This is a genomic window from Achromobacter sp. E1 (assembly GCF_037039475.1).
Classification (GTDB): Bacteria; Pseudomonadota; Gammaproteobacteria; order Burkholderiales; family Burkholderiaceae_B; genus Achromobacter; species Achromobacter mucicolens.
The window spans coordinates 2,561,897-2,579,727 of sequence record NZ_CP146253.1 but is presented as its reverse complement, the minus strand read 5'-3'; the positions used below and the strand labels follow the sequence as shown (position 1 = coordinate 2,579,727).

At 67.4% G+C, this 17,831-nt stretch carries 16 protein-coding genes; 7 read left to right on the top strand and 9 right to left on the bottom strand.

Annotation, left to right across the window (positions count from 1 at the left end):
- Positions 1-32: 32 nt before the first annotated feature.
- From V6V88_RS11840 to xsc, 7 genes are all read right to left on the bottom strand, one after another.
- Entirely contained in the window at positions 33-1,055 is a 1,023-nt protein-coding gene (locus V6V88_RS11840; protein ID WP_062841336.1) for an ABC transporter ATP-binding protein, read from the bottom strand.
- Positions 1,052-2,053: an ABC transporter ATP-binding protein gene (locus V6V88_RS11835; protein ID WP_338619300.1), complete on the bottom strand. Its 1,002-nt coding sequence runs from the start codon at positions 2,051-2,053 to the stop codon at positions 1,052-1,054. Before V6V88_RS11835 ends, V6V88_RS11840 begins: the two co-directional genes overlap by 4 nt.
- On the bottom strand, positions 2,050-2,952 hold the full coding sequence (locus V6V88_RS11830) for an ABC transporter permease (protein WP_223575403.1): 903 nt from the start codon (positions 2,950-2,952) through the stop codon (positions 2,050-2,052). The genes V6V88_RS11835 and V6V88_RS11830 overlap by 4 nt, the downstream gene beginning before the upstream one ends.
- Positions 2,949-3,917, bottom strand: coding sequence for an ABC transporter permease (locus V6V88_RS11825; RefSeq protein WP_056316920.1), 969 nt, complete (start codon positions 3,915-3,917; stop codon positions 2,949-2,951). The genes V6V88_RS11830 and V6V88_RS11825 overlap by 4 nt, the downstream gene beginning before the upstream one ends.
- Positions 3,918-3,928: 11 nt before the next feature.
- Positions 3,929-5,506 carry an ABC transporter substrate-binding protein gene (locus tag V6V88_RS11820; protein WP_223575402.1) on the bottom strand — a complete coding sequence of 526 codons (1,578 nt, stop codon included), beginning with the start codon at positions 5,504-5,506 and terminating at the stop codon, positions 3,929-3,931.
- Positions 5,507-5,630: 124 nt separating this feature from the next.
- Positions 5,631-6,551, bottom strand: a complete 921-nt coding sequence (locus V6V88_RS11815; protein WP_223575401.1) for a bifunctional enoyl-CoA hydratase/phosphate acetyltransferase — start codon at positions 6,549-6,551, stop codon at positions 5,631-5,633.
- Positions 6,552-6,651: 100 nt separating this feature from the next.
- Positions 6,652-8,463 carry a sulfoacetaldehyde acetyltransferase gene (gene xsc / locus V6V88_RS11810; protein ID WP_062841341.1) on the bottom strand — a complete coding sequence of 604 codons (1,812 nt, stop codon included), beginning with the start codon at positions 8,461-8,463 and terminating at the stop codon, positions 6,652-6,654.
- A gap of 161 nt (positions 8,464-8,624) precedes the next feature.
- Here xsc and V6V88_RS11805 point away from each other — a divergent pair, with 161 nt between their 5' ends.
- A complete protein-coding gene (locus V6V88_RS11805; protein WP_223575400.1) occupies positions 8,625-9,383 on the top strand; it encodes an IclR family transcriptional regulator in 759 nt (252 codons plus the stop codon).
- Positions 9,384-9,393: 10 nt separating this feature from the next.
- On the opposite strand, the gene V6V88_RS11800 is transcribed toward V6V88_RS11805, so the two are convergent.
- Complete coding sequence (locus tag V6V88_RS11800) at positions 9,394-9,912, bottom strand: hypothetical protein (RefSeq protein WP_223575399.1); 519 nt, start codon at positions 9,910-9,912, stop codon at positions 9,394-9,396.
- 143 nt (positions 9,913-10,055) lie between these two features.
- Between V6V88_RS11800 and dbpA the strand changes: the two genes are divergently transcribed.
- From dbpA to V6V88_RS11775, 5 genes are all read left to right on the top strand, one after another.
- The gene (dbpA, locus tag V6V88_RS11795; protein ID WP_223575398.1) at positions 10,056-11,444 is read left to right on the top strand and encodes an ATP-dependent RNA helicase DbpA; all 1,389 of its coding nucleotides are present in this window, start codon (positions 10,056-10,058) and stop codon (positions 11,442-11,444) included.
- 189 nt (positions 11,445-11,633) lie between these two features.
- Positions 11,634-12,041: a DoxX family protein gene (locus tag V6V88_RS11790; RefSeq protein ID WP_056316902.1), complete on the top strand. Its 408-nt coding sequence runs from the start codon at positions 11,634-11,636 to the stop codon at positions 12,039-12,041.
- A 276-nt stretch (positions 12,042-12,317) separates the two neighbouring features.
- Positions 12,318-12,485 carry a hypothetical protein gene (locus tag V6V88_RS11785; protein WP_174245455.1) on the top strand — a complete coding sequence of 56 codons (168 nt, stop codon included), beginning with the start codon at positions 12,318-12,320 and terminating at the stop codon, positions 12,483-12,485.
- Between the two features lie 31 nt (positions 12,486-12,516).
- Positions 12,517-13,980, top strand: coding sequence for an adenylate cyclase (locus V6V88_RS11780; RefSeq protein ID WP_223575397.1), 1,464 nt, complete (start codon positions 12,517-12,519; stop codon positions 13,978-13,980).
- 76 nt (positions 13,981-14,056) lie between these two features.
- On the top strand, positions 14,057-14,593 hold the full coding sequence (locus V6V88_RS11775; protein ID WP_223575396.1) for a peroxiredoxin: 537 nt from the start codon (positions 14,057-14,059) through the stop codon (positions 14,591-14,593).
- A 27-nt stretch (positions 14,594-14,620) separates the two neighbouring features.
- On the opposite strand, the gene V6V88_RS11770 is transcribed toward V6V88_RS11775, so the two are convergent.
- Positions 14,621-16,069, bottom strand: a complete 1,449-nt coding sequence (locus V6V88_RS11770; protein WP_223575395.1) for a CoA transferase — start codon at positions 16,067-16,069, stop codon at positions 14,621-14,623.
- A gap of 308 nt (positions 16,070-16,377) precedes the next feature.
- On the opposite strand from V6V88_RS11770, the gene phrB reads away from it, so the two are divergent.
- Positions 16,378-17,796 (top strand): deoxyribodipyrimidine photo-lyase, encoded by a 1,419-nt coding sequence (phrB, locus tag V6V88_RS11765; protein ID WP_223575394.1) that lies wholly within the window; start codon positions 16,378-16,380, stop codon positions 17,794-17,796.
- Positions 17,797-17,831 lie beyond the last annotated feature (35 nt).

The following is a 17,831-nucleotide window of genomic DNA, read 5'->3' as shown; positions in this document are numbered from 1 at the left end:
CTTGTCAGTCGGGAAATATCGGCACGCGCGCATCAGCCCTGCAGCGGCGACACCGTCACGCCGCCGCGCGTCTCGACGAAATGGCAGGCCACGTGATGCGCCGGGGCAACCTCGCGCAAGGCGGGTTCCCGGGTCGAGCACAGCGCCTGCGCGGCTGGACAGCGCCCTGCGAAGCGGCAGCCGGGCGGCGGGTTGACCGGGCTGGGCGGGTCGCCGGACAGCTTGACCCGCCGCGCCGCCGTCTCGCGCCCGCCCTTCACGGTGGGCACGGCGGACATCAGCGCCACGCTGTACGGATGCAGCGGCCGCGAGAAAAACGCGCGCCGCGAGGCCCGTTCGATGATCTTGCCCAGATACATGACGGCGATGTCGTCGCACACGTGCTCCACCACCGCCATGTCGTGCGAGATGAAGAGAAACGATTGCCCCTGCTCGCGCTGGATCCGGCGCAGCAGGTTCAGGATCTGCGCGCGGATGGCGATATCCAGCGCGGACACGGGCTCGTCGCAGACGATCAGGTCCGGCGCGCTGGCCAGCGCCCGCGCAATGTTCAGCCGCTGGCGCTGCCCGCCCGAGAACTGGTGCGGAAACAGCTGGCGCTGTTCGGGCCGCAGGCCCACCAGTTCAAACATCAACGCCACACGCGCCTCGCGCCCGCCCGGCGGCTCGATGCCCATCAGGTCCAGCGGCGTGCGCACGATGTCCTCGGCGCGCTGGCGCGGGTTGAGCGACGAGTACGGATCCTGGAAAACCAGCTGCAACCGGCGCCGCATTCGCCGCAGCGCCGCGCCGCGCATCGCGGTCAGGTCGTTGCCGTCGAAATGGATGCTGCCGCCGGTGGGGTCCGCCAGGCGCAGCACCGACAGCGCCGTGGTGGTCTTGCCCGAACCGGACTCGCCCACGATGGCCAGCGTGCGGCCGCGCTCGAGCTCGAACGACACGCCGTCCACCGCCCGCACGACCACCGGCTTGCCATCGCGCCCGCGCCCGCCCACCGGGAAATGCACCGACAGGTCTCGCACGGACAGCAGGGACGACGCGTGCGACGGGCTCATTGCGATGCCTCCGGATATAGCCAACAGGACACGCCCTGGCCGCCGTCCAGCAGCGTCATGGGCGGAAACTCGCGGCTGCACCGCGCCATCGCGTGCTTGCAGCGGTCAACGAAGGGGCAGCCCGCGCCGCGCTCCCAGACCGAGGGCACCACGCCAGGAATCTCAGGCAGATCGGGCCGGTCGTCGCCGGGCTCGCGATCCAGTTCCGGCAAGCAGGCGATCAGGCCCTGCGTGTACGGATGGCGGGGCTGCGCCAGGATCTGGCCGACGCTGCCCTGCTCCACCACGCGCCCGCCATACATCACCACCACGCGGTCCGCCATCTCGGACACCGCGCCCATGTCATGCGTGATCAGCAGCACGGCGGTGCCGCGGCGCGCCTGCTGCTCGCGCAACAGGTCGAAGATCTGCGCCTGCACCGTCACGTCCAGCGCGGTCGTGGGCTCGTCGGCGATGAGCACGTCCGGGTCGCAGGCCAGCGCAATGGCGATCATGACCCGCTGCCGCATGCCGCCCGACATCTGGTGCGGATAGTCGTCCACGCGGCGCTCGGGCAGCGGGATGCCCACGGACTTGAGCATCTCGATGGCGCGCTCGCGCGCCTGGTGCTTGGAAAGCCCCTGGTGCTGGCGCAGCGGCTCGCCGATCTGGTCCCCCACGGTGTAGACCGGATTGAGCGCGGTCATGGGCTCCTGGATGATCATCGAAATGTTGTTGCCGCGCACCCGGCGCATGGCCTCGTCGTCGTGCATGGCAAGGTCCGCGCCGCGCAGACGCACGTGGCCCGCGCCGATGCGGGCCAGCGGCGGGATAAGGCGCATGATCGCCAGCGCCGTCATGCTCTTGCCGCAACCGGACTCGCCCACCAGGCACAGCGTTTCGCCGGGACGCAGGTCAAAGCTCACGTCGCTCAGCACTTCGGCCGCGCGGCCGCGCGTGCGGAACTCCAGGCTCAGGCCGTCCACTTGCAGCACGGGAGTCAGGTCGGCCGCGTTCATGCCCGGCCCCGCGACGTCGGATTGAGCGCATCGTTCAGGCCATCGCCGATCAGGCTGACGGCCAGCACGGTCAGGAAGATGGCCGCGCCCGGCAAGGTCACCGCCCACCACGCGGTCAGGATGTAGGGCCGGTTGCTGCCGATCATCAGGCCCCAGCTCATCACGTTGGGGTCGCCCAGGCCCAGGAACGACAGCCCCGCCTCGAACAGGATCGCCGTGCCGATGGCCAGCGTGGCCGACACGATCAGCGGCGCCAGCGCATTGGGCAGGATGACGCGCCAGATGATGCGCGCGCCGCCCGCGCCGATCACGCGCTCGGCAAGCACGTATTCGCGGCGCTTTAACCGCAGGAACTCGCCGCGGGCCAGCCGCGCGGTTCCCGTCCAGCTGACCACGCCGATGGCGACTGCAATGGTGGCCAGCGACGGGCTGAAGAGGGTCACCAGCACCATCGCAAAGAGCAAGGTGGGCAGCACCTGGAAGAATTCCGTGATGCGCATGAGGGTTTCGTCGACCCAGCCGCCGTAATAGCCCGCCAGCGCGCCGACGGTGATGCCGATCGCCATGGACAGCACCGCCGCCACCACGCCCACCAGCAGCGTTGCGCGGCCGCCGTAGATCATGCCGGTCAGCACGTCGCGGCCCAGGTAGTCGGACCCCAGCAGCAGTTCGCCACCGGGCGGTTCCATCGGCGCGGCGGCGATCTCGAAGGGATCGGCCTGCATCATCATCGGGCCGAAGATCGTGACCGCCAGGATCGTCGCCAGCAGCAGCACGCCAGCCAGCGCGCTGGGGTTGCGCGCGAACACGCGCAGCGCCTCGTACGACGGCCGGGGCGGCGGTTTGGGACGGGCGTCGGCGCGGGCCTGCCCGGGCAGCGCGATGGGTGCGGGTCTCATGATGTCTTGATCCGGGGATCGATCAGGCGGTACGCCAGATCGGTAAGCTGGTTCATCACCACGACCAGCAACGAGGCAAAGAGCAGGATGCCAAGCAGCGTCGGATAGTCACGGCGCAGCACGGAATCGAAGGCCAGGCGTCCCAGCCCCGGCCAGTTGAAGACGGTCTCCACAAGAATCGCCCCGGCCAGCACGTTGCCGAACTGCAGCCCCAGCATGGTCACCACCGGCAGCACGCCGTTGCGCAGCGCGTGCTTGTACAGCACCGTGTTCTCCGGCAGACCTTTGGCGCGCGCGGTGCGGATGTAGTCGGCCGACAGCGCGTCCATGACGCTGGCGCGCGCCAGCCGGCTGTATTGCGCCAGGTACACGAAGGCCAGCGTGAACGCGGGCAGCACCAGGTGATGCAGCACGTCCAGCACACCCGCCCAGCCGTCTTCAGGGCCGCCCGCCGACCGCATGTCCGACACCGGAAAGATCGGCAGCACCGAGGCAAACAGGATGATGAGGATGATGCCGGTCCAGAAAACCGGCGCCGAATAGCCCACCACCGACAGCAGCGTGATGCCCTGCGACAGCAGGCCGTTGGGCTTTCTGGCGGCCAGCGTGCCCAGCAGCGTGCCCGTCAGGAACGCCACGGTCACCGACGTCACCACCAGCAGCAGCGTGGCCGGCACGCGGTCCCAGATCAATTGGGCGACCGGCACGTTGAAGAAGTAGGAATATCCCAGGTCCCCGCGCACGACCTGGCCGAGATAGATGCCAAGCTGCGCGAGGAACGGTTTGTCCAGCCCGTACTGCGCGCGCAGCTGGGCGCGCAGGTCTTCGCTGATGCCGCCCATGGACCCCGCGATGGTCTCCACGGGATCGCCCGGCGATATGTGGATGAGCAGGAAGTTCAGCGTCACCACGGCCAGCAGCAGGATCGCGGCGTAGGCCAGGCGGCGCGAGAGATATCGCAGCATGACGGCTCCCGCTACTGCACGGAGGTTTCATCCAGCGGCGACAGAAGTCCCCATATGCCGGACGGCAGGCCCTGCACCTTCTTGGACGAGAGCGTGTGGTACGGAATGACGGTCAGGAAGTCGATTGGCACGTCCTCGGTGACCAGGCGCTGGAACTCCGCATACAGCGCGCGGCGCTTGTCCGCGTCGGTCTCGGTGCCCGCCTGCTCCAGCAGCGCATCGACCTTGGGATTCTTGTAGGACTGCGTGTTGGTCCAGATGATGTCGCGGATGTTGGACGACATGTACGTGCGGTGCACGCCGATGACCGGATCGCCCCAGTTGAAGACGATGTCGGTGGTCATGTCGAAATCCTTGCCGGCGATGCGCTTGGCCCACGTCGGAAAGTCCGGCGACGCGCGCACCTGCACGTTGATGCCCACCTTCTTCAACTGGCTGCGCAGGTACTCGGCGACGTTCTTGCCCTGCACGTCGCTGCCCGGCATGTAGTCCACCGTGAGCGTCATGCGCTCGCCCTTGCCATCCTTCTTGAACCCGGCCTCGTCCAGCAGCTGTTCGGCGCGCTTCAGATCCAGCGGATACTTCTTCACGTCGTCGCTGGCAAAGGGGCTGGTGCCCACGATCGGGCCATGCGCCGGCGCGGCAAAGCCCGCATTCAGCGCCTTCGTGATGAAGCCCTTGTCCGTCGCGTAGGCGATGGCCTGGCGCACCCGCACGTCGTCCAGCGGCTTGCGCGCCGTGTTGAACGCCAGCCAGCTCAGCGCGCCGATGCCTTCATAGCCCTTGCTCGTCATGACGATGGACGGATTGTCCTTGGCGCGCCGCAGGATGGTCGGCTCGGTCATGAACGGCAGCGCGCCGATATCGCCGCGCTCCAGTCCGATCAGCAGATTGGTAGCGTCGGGATTGATCTTGACCACCACGCGGTCCAGCAGCGGCTTGCCCTTCAAGAAGAATTTGTCGAACCGTTCCAGCACGATCTCCTGTCCCGGCTTGAATTCCTTGAAGATGAACGGGCCCGAACCCACGACGTTCGCCGAGTTGCGCGGGTGCGTCTTCAGGTCCTGGCCGTCGCCGTAGATGTGCTTGGGCAGCACCGGCATCAGCGCCGGCGACAGCGCCAGCAGGATTGCCGGATGCGGCTTGCTCATGCGCAGCACGGCGGTGCGCGCGTCGGGCGTGTCCACGCTTTCGACGGGCGCGAACATCGTCTGGAAGGGATGGTTCTGCTTGACCGCCATGATCGAGAACGCCACGTCCTCGGACGTCACCGGTTTGCCGTCATGAAAGACCGCGTCGCCGCGCAGGTGCAGCGTCAGCGACTTGCCGTCCGGCGCCAGTTCCCACGACTCGGCCAGGTAGGGTTGCGGCTTCCAGTCGGCGTCGTAGCGCAGCGGGCTGGCAAAGAGCTGCGCGCTGGGCAGCGCGGTGGCCGTTCCCGATTGGACCGCGCCGTTCAGGTGCCGCGGCACCTGCGTGGATCCGATGACCAGCGTGCCGCCGGCCTTGGGCGCGTCCGCCGCTCCAGCGCCCCCCGCCATTGCAAACACCGACAGAATCGTGGCCAGGCCTAGTCTTGCGCTGCGCATGTGCTACCCCTTTGATGTTGTGGCATGAACCATTCATGGATGGCTTGCGGTCTAGCGTAGTCATCCCCCGGATGCACGCTTAGTACCAAACCGCCAGACTTGGTGGTGCCAGGCTTGCCTGCGGTCACCGGCCGATGGCGTGCGCGTGCAGCGCCGCGACGGCGCAACTGTTCACGCGCGCTTCCATGGAATCGGACCGGCTCGTCAACAGCACCGGCACCCGCGTGCCCAGCACCAGGCCCGCCGCGCCGGCGCCCGCCAGCCACGTGAGCTCCTTGTAGAGCATGTTGCCGGCCTCGATGTCGGGCACCAGCAGGATGTCGGCGTCGCCCGCCACGCGCGACACAATGCCTTTCTGGTCGGCGGCTTCGCGCGAGATGGCGTTGTCGAAGGCCAGCGGCCCATCGATGTCGCCGCCCCGGATCTGCTGGCGGTCCGCCATCTTGGACAGCGCGGCCGCATCCAGCGTGGCCGGCATCGCCGGGTTGACCGATTCGGTGGCGCACAGCACCGCAACCTTGGGCCGTTCCACGCCGAGGGCGCGCGCCAGATCAATGGCGTTCTGCGCGATGTCCGCCTTTTCCTGCAAGGTGGGCGCGATGTTGACGGCCGCGTCGGTCAGGATCAGCAGCTTCGGGTAGGCCGCCACCGCCATCACGAAGGCGTGGCTGATGCGCCGGCCCGTGCGCAGGCCCGATTCGCGCGTCACCACCGCCGACATGAAGTGATCGGTGTGCAGGCTGCCCTTCATCAGCATGCGGACCGCGCCGTCACGCGCCAGCGCCGCGGCCGCGCGTGCGGCCCCAAGCTCATCGTCTGGCGTGTCGACGATCTCCATGGAACCCGCGCGTATGCCTTCCTGCGCCATCAGCGTGGCCATGCGGTCCGCGGGCCCGACCAGCACGGGCTCGATGTAGCCTGCCTCGCTCGCCTCTACGGCGGCGCGCAGGCTGACGGGGCACAGCGGATACGCCACCGCGGTGCGCAGCCGCCCCGCCGCCAGCGCGGCAACGCGCAGCGGCTCGAACAAACGGTCGAATGCCATGTCTTCGCTCCTGCCGCGGCCGCGCGTGCGGCGGCCGGGTGATTGACCGGCGCGGGGCCAGGGCGTGACGGCCTGCCCCTGCCCGCGCCGGGCGCGCCGGTCAGCGTCCCACCGGCTCGATCGACAGCGGCACCTCGCCGGCCTGGAACGGCTGGTTCACGTACTTGCGGTACTTGTCCAGGAACCGCACCGGCTGCTTGAGCGCATCCCGGCGGAACGGATCGCCCAGCTCCTGGCTGACCATCATTTCCAGCACGGTGGTCTTGCCTTCAAGCTGCGCCTGGCACGCGGCCTGCAGCGCGGCGCCGACCTGGTCGGCGTGTTCCACGCGAATGCCTTCGGCCCCCATGGCGCGCGCCAATTCCGAGAAGTTGGGATTGCGCAGGTTGCTGCCCACGAAGCGGCGGCCATAGAAGTCGACCTGGTTCTTTTTCTCGGCGCCCCACTGGCCGTTGTGGAACACGACCGCGGTCACCGGAATCTGCTCGCGCACGCAGGTCAGCAATTCCTGGAAGCTCATGCACCAGGCGCCGTCGCCCACATACGCCACCGCCGGACGGTCGGGCCGGCCAAGCTTGGCGCCGATCAACGCCGGCAGCGCGTAGCCGCAGTTGCCGAAGCTCATGGCTGCCAGCATGGAGTTGGGCTCGTCGAAACGCAGGTAGCTGTTGGACACCGAGCAGATGTTGCCGATATCGGTGGAGACCATCACGTGCTTGGGCATCGCGCGTTCAAGCTCGCGCAGCATGCGGCGCGGGTGCATGCGCCCGCCGCCCTGCTCGATGATGTCCAGGCTCCAGTCGTCGCGCTCGTGCGACCAGCTGTCCAGTTCCTGTTCCCACTCGGCCTTCTGGGCAGAGATCTCGCTGGCGCGCTGATCCTTGGTGCGCACGCAGGCCACGTCGCGACCCTGCAGCTTGGCCGTCAGCGCGGCGGCGGCCGGCTTGGCGTCGCCGCAGATGCCCACGGATACCGGACGCACCAGGCCCAGCATGCGATGGTCGGCGTCGACCTGGATGATGCGGGCATTCTGCGGCCAATATTCCAGCCCGTGTTGCGGCAGCGTGCCGAAGGGCCCCAGCCGGGTGCCCAGCGCCAGCACCACGTCCGCCTGCGACAACAGCTTCATGCCGGCCTTGGCGCCCTGGTAGCCCAGCGGGCCGCACCACAGCGGATGGCTGGCCGGGAACGCGTCGTTGTGCAGATAGCTGGTTACCACCGGCGCGCCCAAGAGCTCGGCCAGCGCCACGCATTCCGCCTGCCCGTCCGAGAACAACACGCCGCCGCCCGCCACGATGACCGGGAACTTGGCCTCGGCCAGCATGCGCGCCGCGGCTTCCAGGTCCTCTTCGGAGCCCGGCCCGCGCCGGATGCGGCGCGGTTCGGGGATGGCCACGTCGATTTCGCCGTAGAAATAGTCGCGCGGAATGTTCAGCTGCGCGGGGCCGCGTTCGGCCATCGCGTTGTCGAACGCCTTGGCCGTGAACTCGGCCATGCGATCCGGGCGGTTCACATGCGCCTGATACTTCGTGATGCGCGAGAAGATCGGCAGCTGCTCGGTCTCCTGGAAGCCGCCCAGCCCCATGCCCGACGTGCCGGTCTCGGGCGTGATCGCCACCACCGGGCTGTGCGCCCAATAGGCCGCCGCCACGCCCGTCACGAAATTGGTGATGCCGGGGCCGTTTTGTGCAATGCACACGCCGTGCCGGCCGGTCACGCGCGAATAGCCGTCGGCCATGTGCGCCGCGCCCTGTTCGTGCACCGTCGGCACGAAGCGGATGCCGGCCGCGGGAAACAGGTCCAGCGCATCCATGAAGGCCGAACCGACGATGCCGAAAACATCCTTGACGCCCTGCGCGACCAGCGTTTCGACAAACGCTTCGCTGGGGGTCATGTGTTGCTTGCTGCTCATGGTCTCTCTCCTGGCATGCCGGCGCTCGTCCGATTGCTAGTTGGCCGGTGTGATCCGATACTGCGCCAGAAATCCCTGCCTTCCCACCCCCGGGCGTTCCATTTTCTGCATTTTCTGTGCGACGATGGGCAGCCGATCGCCAATTCTTCAATTATTGAAAGATGAAAGACGAATCCTCCGCCGCCCTGCGCGCGCTGACGCTGCTGGAACAGGTTGCCCGTTCGTCCCAGCCCGTCTCGCTGGCCGAACTGACCGAGGCCACCGGCCTGCCCAAACCGTCCGTCCTGCGCATCCTGTCCCGCCTGGTCGACGCCGGCATGCTGCTGCGCGAACCGGCCGGCAAAAGCTACGTCAGCGGCCCGCGTCTTGGGGCGCTGGCGCGCGACACCTTGCTCAATTCACCGCTACGCGGCGAGCGCCACCGCATCCTGGACAGCCTGGTCGACGAAATCGGCGAGACCTGCAACTGCACCATGCTCGACGGCGACGAGGTCATCTACCTGGATCGGGTGGAAACCGCCTGGCCGCTGCGCGTCAACCTGCAATCGGGCTCGCGCGTGCCGCTGCATTGTTCGGCAAGCGGCAAGCTGTTCCTGGCGTACATGCGCCGCGAAACCCGCCAGCGCATGCTGGCGGCGGCCCAGTTGCCGCGCTATACCCCGAACACGCTCTGCGACGCGGCGGCGCTGGAAGAAGAACTGCGGACCATCAAGAAAGAAGGCGCCAGCTTCGACCGCGAGGAATTCCTGCTGGGCATCGTCTGCATGGCGGTGCCCATATTGCATGGATCGCGCGCCATTGCGGCGGTGGCGCTGCATGCGCCGGTGGCAAGGCTGTCGATCGACGGCGCGCGGGCGTGGCTGCCGCGCATGCAGGAAGCCGCCCGGGCGTTGGCGGGAACGTACGAGGCGCCATTCTAGTCGGGACGATTCACGCGTCCGGGTCGTTCCTGGCCGCGCCGGCCTGCGCCCGCTCCTGGCGGCGGTTTCTCGCGCCTTCGATCTTGGCCAGCAGCGGCTGCTTTTTCTGAATGACGATTTCCAGATACCGGTCGCGCGGCAGGACGAGCCGCACCACGGTCGGCAGCGCCTCGTAGGCGCGCTCCAGCACGTCCTTGACCATCGCGTCGTCCTTGAGCTTTTCGGCCGAGACGCTGAGCAAGCCGTCGACCGTCACGCGCTCGATGGTCTGCCAATGCTGGTCCACCAGCGCGCTGCCCTTTTCGGCGGTCGCGTCCGCCACTTCGCGGCCCTTTTCCGCGGTGGCCCCGGCCAGCTCGCGGCCTTTCACCGCCGTGGCGCCCGCCAGCGCCAGGCCCTTGGCCCGCGCATTCGCGGCGGCATCGCCCAGCTGGGCTTTTGAACTTTCCAGCGCTCCCGCCGTGCGGCTGGTCAGCGCGCGCGCCTTGACGGCCGCGCCTTCGGACAGCGCCTTGAACTTGTCGAACATGATCCACCCTGACGTCAGTTGGCGTTGATGATCGGGACAGACCCGCCCCGCAGCCGGCCAACCCGTCGGTAGATCATACCGACTCAGGCTTTACACTACGCCCAACTCAGCTTTTCTCCGATCCTTCACCGGATCCGCCCCCCGTGACCGACACCGCCTTCTCCACCCTTCCCCTCCTTCCCCCGCTGCTCGAAAACCTGAAAACCCTGGGTTTCGAACAGATGACGCCGATCCAGGCGCAGGCGCTGCCGCTCATCCTGGACCGGCGCGACGTGATCGCCCAGGCCAAGACCGGCAGCGGCAAGACGGCGGCGTTCGGGCTGGGCGTGCTTCAGAACCTGGACGTGAATCGCCTGGTTCCGCAAGGTCTGGTGGTCTGCCCCACCCGCGAACTGGCCGACCAGGTCGCGCAAGAACTGCGGCGTCTGGCGCGCCTGATTCCCAACGTGAAGATCCTGACGCTGTGCGGCGGCGCCGCAGCGCGGCCGCAGGCCGAGTCGCTGGCCCGCGGCACGCACCTTGTGGTCGGCACGCCCGGCCGCATCCAGGACCACCTGGAACGCGGCAGCCTGGACCTGTCGGGCCTGAACACGCTGGTCCTGGATGAAGCCGACCGGATGGTGGACATGGGCTTTTATGACGACATCGTCGCCATTGCCTCGCACTGCCCCGCCAAGCGCCAGACGCTGCTGTTTTCGGCCACCTATCCCGACAACATCCGCAAGCTCAGCGCGCGTTTCCTGCGCAATCCCGCCGAGGTCAAGGTCGAGGCGCAACACGACGCCAGCCGCATCGAGCAGATCTTCTACGAGATCGACGAAGGCGAACGCCTGGACGCGGTGGCCAAGCTGCTGGCGCATTTCCGTCCCGCCTCCACGCTGGCTTTCTGCAACACCAAGATCCGCAGCCATGACCTGGTGGAACGCCTGCAAGCCGAGGGCATCAGCGCCCAGGCGCTCAATGGCGACCTGGAGCAGCGCGAGCGCGACGAAATCCTGATCCAGTTTGCCAACCAGAGCTGCGCCGTGCTGGTGGCCACCGATGTGGCCGCGCGCGGGCTGGACATCCAGAACCTGGGCGCCGTCATCAACGTGGACGTCACCAAGGACACCGAGGTCCACGTTCACCGCATCGGCCGCAGCGGCCGGGGCGAGCAGAAGGGGCTGGCGCTCAGCCTGTGTTCGCCCGAGGAAATGCGCTGGGCCACCCTGATCGAGCAATACCAGGGCTCGCCGCTGAAATGGGGTGATCTCAAATCGCTGCGCCCCAAGGCGGACCGCCCGTTGCGCGCACCCATGATCACGCTGAGCATCCAGGGCGGCAAGAAGGACAAGCTGCGCCCTGGCGACCTGCTGGGCGCGCTGACCGGCGACGGCGGCCTGACGTTCGAGCAGGTCGGCAAGATCAACATCACCGAATTCACGTCGTATGTGGCGCTGGACCGCCAGATCGCCAAGCAGGCGTTCTCCCGGATTTCCAACAGCAACATCAAGGGCCGCCGGTTCCGCATGCGCTTCCTGGAAGAATTCTGATCCGGCACGGCGGGCGGCAGTCACGGGCGGCAAAAGCTTGTGGGTTTCACACGGGCTTTGCCATAATGGCGCCGCCCGCACGCCGCTATGCTGGTTTTTTCGAAAGGCGCGGCGGGCGCGGAACCAAAGGCAAGCAGTGAGCTCCAACCTGCCCACTGTCCCCCTTAACCATCACAAGAGAAACTCACCATGATCAAGTCCGATGACACCGGCAAGCTGATCCTGCGCCTGACCCTCGGTATCCTGATTCTGCTCCACGGCCTGTTCAAGCTGACCGGCGGCGGCGTCGGCGGCATCAGCGGCATGCTGTCCTCGCACGGCCTGCCCGGCTTTCTGGCCTACGGCGTGTACATTGGCGAAATCGTCGCTCCCGTCCTGCTGATCATCGGCGTCTACACCCGTCTGGCCGGTCTGATCATCGCCATCAACATGGTCGTCGCCATCCTGCTCGCCCACAGCGGCAGTATTGCCAGCATGACCAACAACGGCGGCTGGGCACTGGAACTGCAAGGCATGTACCTGTTCACCGGCCTGGCGATCGCGTTCATGGGCGCTGGCCGTTTCAGCCTGGCTGGCACCGGCGGCCGCTGGAACTGACCGGCTGCCCCGTCCGCCGCGCCACGCGGCGGACCTGCAAGGCAACACCACAAGGGACCGCGCATTCGCGGTCCCTTTCTTTTTGCGACGACTATGACGCGTTTACGCAGACATTGATACGAACGTCATCGACCGTCACGCAGGCGCAAACATCCGTCACGCGAAAGCTGTTTCGGAACCATTACAGTCCCCGAACTTGGTCTCGCCGGCATGGCCTAATTTGCATGCGCGCAGTGAAGGCGTATTTCGCGCCTTGCGCCAGGCGGGAGCCGGATGATGAAAAAGACTTTGTTGTTGATGGTGGCGATGACAAGCGCCTTGAGCGGCTGTGTGGTCGTCCCGGCGCGGCCGGCTTACTACCGGCCCGCTCCGGTCTACGCCACGCCGCATTATTACTACTACCCGGCGTATCCCGCCCCGCATTATTACTATCGCGGCTATTGAACATCGGATCTGCTGCGCCAAGGACATTCTCATGAGCCCTTCCTTCCGGATTGCCCGCTTGCGGCCCCTGGCCACCGCGGCCCTGCTGGTAGTTACCGCCGCCGCCCCGGCGCTGGCCGCCGCGCAGAACGTCTACTCCACGCAGCAGGTGCCGGTTCCGTCTGCATATCAACAACCCGTATACGACGAAGGCGATCCCGCCAACGCCAATCTTGCGCTGGTTGACCGCAGTCCCGAGCCGCCGCCACCCCTGCCGGTCTACGTGCAGCCGCCCGCCCCCGCGGACGGCTATCTGTGGGTGCCCGGCTACTGGAGCCGCAACCGTTACGGCTTTTTCTGGGTGCCCGGCGCCTGGGTGCTGGCGCCGTATCAGGGCGCTCTCTGGACGCCCGGTTACTGGGGCTTTTCCAATGGCGTTTACCTCTGGAACCCGGGCTACTGGGGGCCGCACGTGGGTTTCTACGGCGGCATCAACTACGGCTTCGGCTATACGGGCCTGGGTTATGTGGGCGGTTACTGGAAGCGCGACCGCTTCTACTACAACCGGTCAGTCACGAACGTGAACATCACCCGCGTGACGAACGTCTACAACCGGAACATCGTCGTCAACAACGTGGACAACCGCCGGGTCAGCTACCACGGCGGGCCGCAAGGCGTGCGCCGCAATGCCGACCCGCGCGAGTTGGCCGCGCGCAATGACCGCCACGCGGGCCCCACCGACGCGCAGCGCGCCTACGTGCGCGATGCGGGCGGCAACCGCGCCCAGTTCTATGAACACAACAAAGGCAAGCCGCCCCAGGCATATGTGGATCATCCGAACAGCGGCAGGCCCGGCCGGGACGCCCGCCCGCAGGGCAACAACCCGTCCGCGCCGCAGGACCGCCTGCCGCAGGACCGCCTGCCCCAGGATCGCCTGCCGCAGGACCGCCAGCAGCAAGTCCGCGACCAGCAGGCGCGCGATCAGTTGAGAAACGATCAGCAGCGCCAACAGCAGGCTCGCGAACAGCAAAGCCGTGACCAGCAGTTGCGCGACCGTCAGCAGAACGACGCGCAGGCCCAGCAGCAATTGCGCCAGCAGCAGATGCGTGACCAGCAGGCGCGCCAGCAGCAGCAACGCGATCAGCAGAACCAGCAGGATCTGCGCGAACGCCGGCAACAGGATCAACAGGCGCGCCAGCAGCGGGAACGCGACGACCAGGCACGCCAAATGGCGCGTGACCGTCAGGAGCACGAACAACAGGCGCGCCAGAACCGCCAGCAACAGCAACGCGACCAGCAGGCGCAACAGGTCCGTCAGCAGCAGCAGCAGCAACAGCAGCAGCAGCGGCAACAGCGCGATCAGCAACAGCAGCGCGACCAGCAGGCGCAGCAGGCCCGCCAACAGCAGCAACAGCAACAGCAACAACAGCAGCAGCGGGAACAGCAGCAGTCACGCCAGCAGCAACGCGACCAGCCGCGCGGCAACAATGGCCGCGGCGGGCCTGACGGCGGTTGAACTGGACCGGTGCGCGCCCCGCCGCTACAGTAGACAGCTTGCCGCGGCGTTTCCGCGGCTCCAACGGGAGACACCCATGAAGCGCCTTGCCCCCTGGTTCCTCGTATGCGGCCTGATGGCCGGCACGCCGGCCCTCGCCGCGCTGCCGGTGGGCGCCGCCGCGCCGGACTTCAGCGTGCCGGCCGCGCTGGGCGGCAACGAATACACCTTCAAACTGAAGGAAGCGCTCAAGCAAGGTCCGGTGGTGCTGTATTTCTTCCCGGCGGCATTCACGCAGGGATGCACCATCGAAGCCCACAATTTCGCCGAGGCCACGGACGAATACAAGTCGCTGGGCGCCACGGTCATCGGCGTCTCGACCGACAACATCGACACGCTCAAGAAGTTTTCCGTCAGCGAGTGCCGCAACAAATTCGCCGTCGCGGCCGACGGTGACGGCAAAGTCATGAAGGCGTACGACGCCGTGCACGACAAGCGGCCGGAATATGCGCAGCGCGTGTCCTACGTGATCTCGCCCGAAGGCAAGATCCTGTACGAATACACGAACATGAGCCCCGAGTCGCACGTGGCAAACACGATGCGCGCGCTGCGGGAATGGAAGGCCAGGCAGTAACGCCCTGGTGAGATCGCCTGTCGAAGATCAGTTGAACGGCCAGACCGTCGGGTGCGTGCCGGGCGGACTGGACGGCCGGATCCAGCGCGCAGGGGTCTCCGAGAAGCGCGCCGCATGGCGCACCGCGACCAGCTCGCCAAAACCTGATGGCGACGTCTCCATCAGGCCGTCAAAGCCCGGCATGGGACAGTCCAGCCCGCCGTCCACCCGCCCCAATCCGCGCAGCCAATGCGCGGTCTGAGCGAGCGACACGCGCACGTGCCAGCTGCCGCCTTCGGTTGCCTGGCGCGCCAACGCCACCTGCGCGCCAAACGCCATCAGGTAACCCGACGCGTGATCCAGGATCTGCATCGGCAACGCCTTGGGCGCCTCCTGACCGGCAGCCAGCGCTTCCGCGTGGTTAAAACCCGTGGCCGTCTGCACCAGGGAATCGAACCCGCGCCGGTTCGCCCACGGACCCGTCGTGCCGTACGCGGACAAAGACACATAGACAATGCCCGGACGGATGCGAGCCGCGTCCTGCGGACCGAATCCCAGTGCGGACATGCCGCCCGGCCGATAGCCCTGCACAAAGATATGCGCGCTGCGCAGCAGGTTGCCAAGCGCGATGCGGCCATCGGCCGTGTCCAGGTCCGCCAGCACGGACAGCTTGCCGCGGCTGGTGTCGATGATGTTGTCGATATTGGGCAGTTGCGGGCTGTTGACCAGCATCACGTCGGCGCCATAGGCGGCCAGCGCGCGGCCGCACACCGGCCCGGCGATGATGCGCGTCAGGTCCAGCACGCGGATGTCCTGCAGCGGCCGCGCATTCTGCGCGTATTTCGGCAGCGGGCGAGGATCGGCTTCACCGATGCGTTCGATGGTCAGCAGCGGTTGCACGGCGACAGCCTGCCCCTGCGGATGGCGGTCCCATTCCTCGAACGAGCGCATTGCAGACACGACCATGCCGGCATCGGCCGCCACCTGCTCGAAATCCAGCGCCTTCCAGCGGCTCAGCGCGCGTTCCACGGCTTCGCGCGTGGCGCCGTCGCCGGTCGGGCAGCCCAGCAAGGCCAGCGCCCCGTCACGGTGATGCGCGAAGTTGGCGTGAATGCGCACCCAGCCGCCATCGCCGCAGCGATAGACGCCGGTGATGGGATCCCACGGATTGGGCGTGACGCCATTGATGGTGTAGTGGCTGCGGCACTCCTGCGCCGCATGCAGCATGTCCACGCTGACCTGCTGCCGGGCGCCGCCCCGCAGGTGCCAGACCTCCGCGGCAGCCAGGGCCGCGGCAGCCATGCTGGTCTGCGCCGCCGTGCCGACGGCAAATGAGGAAGGGACGACAGGGTCTGCGCCGGTCAGCACGACGTGCTCAAGCGACGCGTCCGGCAAATCGACCGAACGCCAGAGCTTCTGCAAGACATCGCGGGACGTCTTGCCGGCGGGTGTACGTCCCTTCAGAAAGGACGGGCGGAGGTCCATCAGATTTCCCATAGCGTTTGCCTGCTTTAGTCGTTTACTTGCATTACATGGCGGCGTCTACACGTGCGTCAATACACGCTACGCGCCAGCGTGTTTCATGGTTTGACGGCCAATGCCGGGCGTTTTGGCGTGCGGGGGCCGTCTGGCCCCTGCCCCTGCCAACCAGGCGCCGCAACGGGTTGCAGTGCAACACCGGTCACATCTCCTCGTAGTTTTTACATCGTCTTCCAGGCGCGTTCGCCCCAGGCCGCGCGCGTGCTCGGGATAGAATCGCAGCCTCGCCGGCGCGCCGCCCGGCCCCCTGTCCCTGGAGCCTCCCCATGAACACGCTGCTCTGGCTGCGCACCGACCTGCGCATGCACGACAACGCCGCGCTGGCCGCGGCGGCCGAGGCCGGCACGGTCACCGCGCTTTTCCTGGCCGCGCCCGGACAATGGCGCCAGCATGGCGACGCCCCGGCCAAGGTGGATTTCTGGCTGCGCAACCTGCGCGAGCTGTCCCAGGACCTGGGACAGGCCGGGATTCCGCTCAAGCTGCTGACCGTTGACGACTGGCGCGATGCACCGCGGGCCGTGGCCGCGTTCTGCCAGGAACACGCCATCGAAGCGGTCCACGTCAACGCCGAGTGGGGTGTCAACGAACGCCGCCGGGACGACGCCGTCGCGGCCGCGCTGGCCGACATCGGCATCGAGTGGACGGTGCACCACGGCGCGACGCTGCTGCGCCCCGGCACCGTGCTGACCGGCAAGGGCGATTGCTATCGCGTCTACACCCCCTATGCCCGCACCTGCCGCGAGCGCCTGCGCAGCGCGCCGGTGCGGCCCATTCCCGCGCCCCGCGCCCAGACGCCGCCGCGCTGGAAGTCCGATCCGCTGCCGGACTCGTTCGACGGGTTCGGCGCGCCCAGCGACGCCGTCCGGGCGCTCTGGCCCGCCGGTGAAGCGGCCGCCAGCGACCGGCTGGCCGCCTTTGCCGACGAGGCCATCTTTGCCTACAAGGACGAACGCGATTTCCCCTCACTGCCCGCCACCAGCTGCCTGTCGCCTTACTTTGCCGCGGGCGTCCTGTCTCCCGGCCAGGCGCTGCGCGCCGCGCTGGCTGCCAACCAGGGCGAGATCGACAGCGGCAAGGCCGGCGCCGCCACGTGGATCAACGAACTGCTGTGGCGCGAGTTCTACCTGCACCTGCTGGCGGCCTACCCCGCCCTGTCCATGCACCAGCCCATGAAGCCGGAGACGGCGGCCGTGCCCTGGCGCGACGCGCCCGACGACCTGGCGGCCTGGCAGCAGGGCAAGACCGGCATCCCCATCGTGGACGCCGCCATGCGCCAGTTGCAGGCGCTGGGCTGGATGCACAACCGGCTGCGCATGGTGACGGCGATGTTCCTGTCCAAGAACCTGCTCATCGACTGGCGTCTGGGCGAGGCCTGGTTCATGTCGCAGCTTGTGGACGGCGACCTGGCCGCCAACAACGGCGGCTGGCAATGGAGCGCCTCCACGGGCGCCGATGCGGTGCCCTACTTCCGCGTCTTCAATCCGCTGTCGCAGTCCCGCAAATTCGACCCGCGCGGCGTGTTTTTGCGCGAATGGCTGCCTGAACTGGCGCATCTGGACGACAAGGCCATCCACGATCCGAATCCAATGGAACGAGCCGCCGCGGGCTATCCGGAACCGATCGTGGATCTGGCGCAAAGCCGGCTGCGGGCGCTTGAAGCCTTTGGCAACCTGCCCGCCGCGTAAGCGCGTCGACCTGTGGCGGCGTTGACGTACATCAA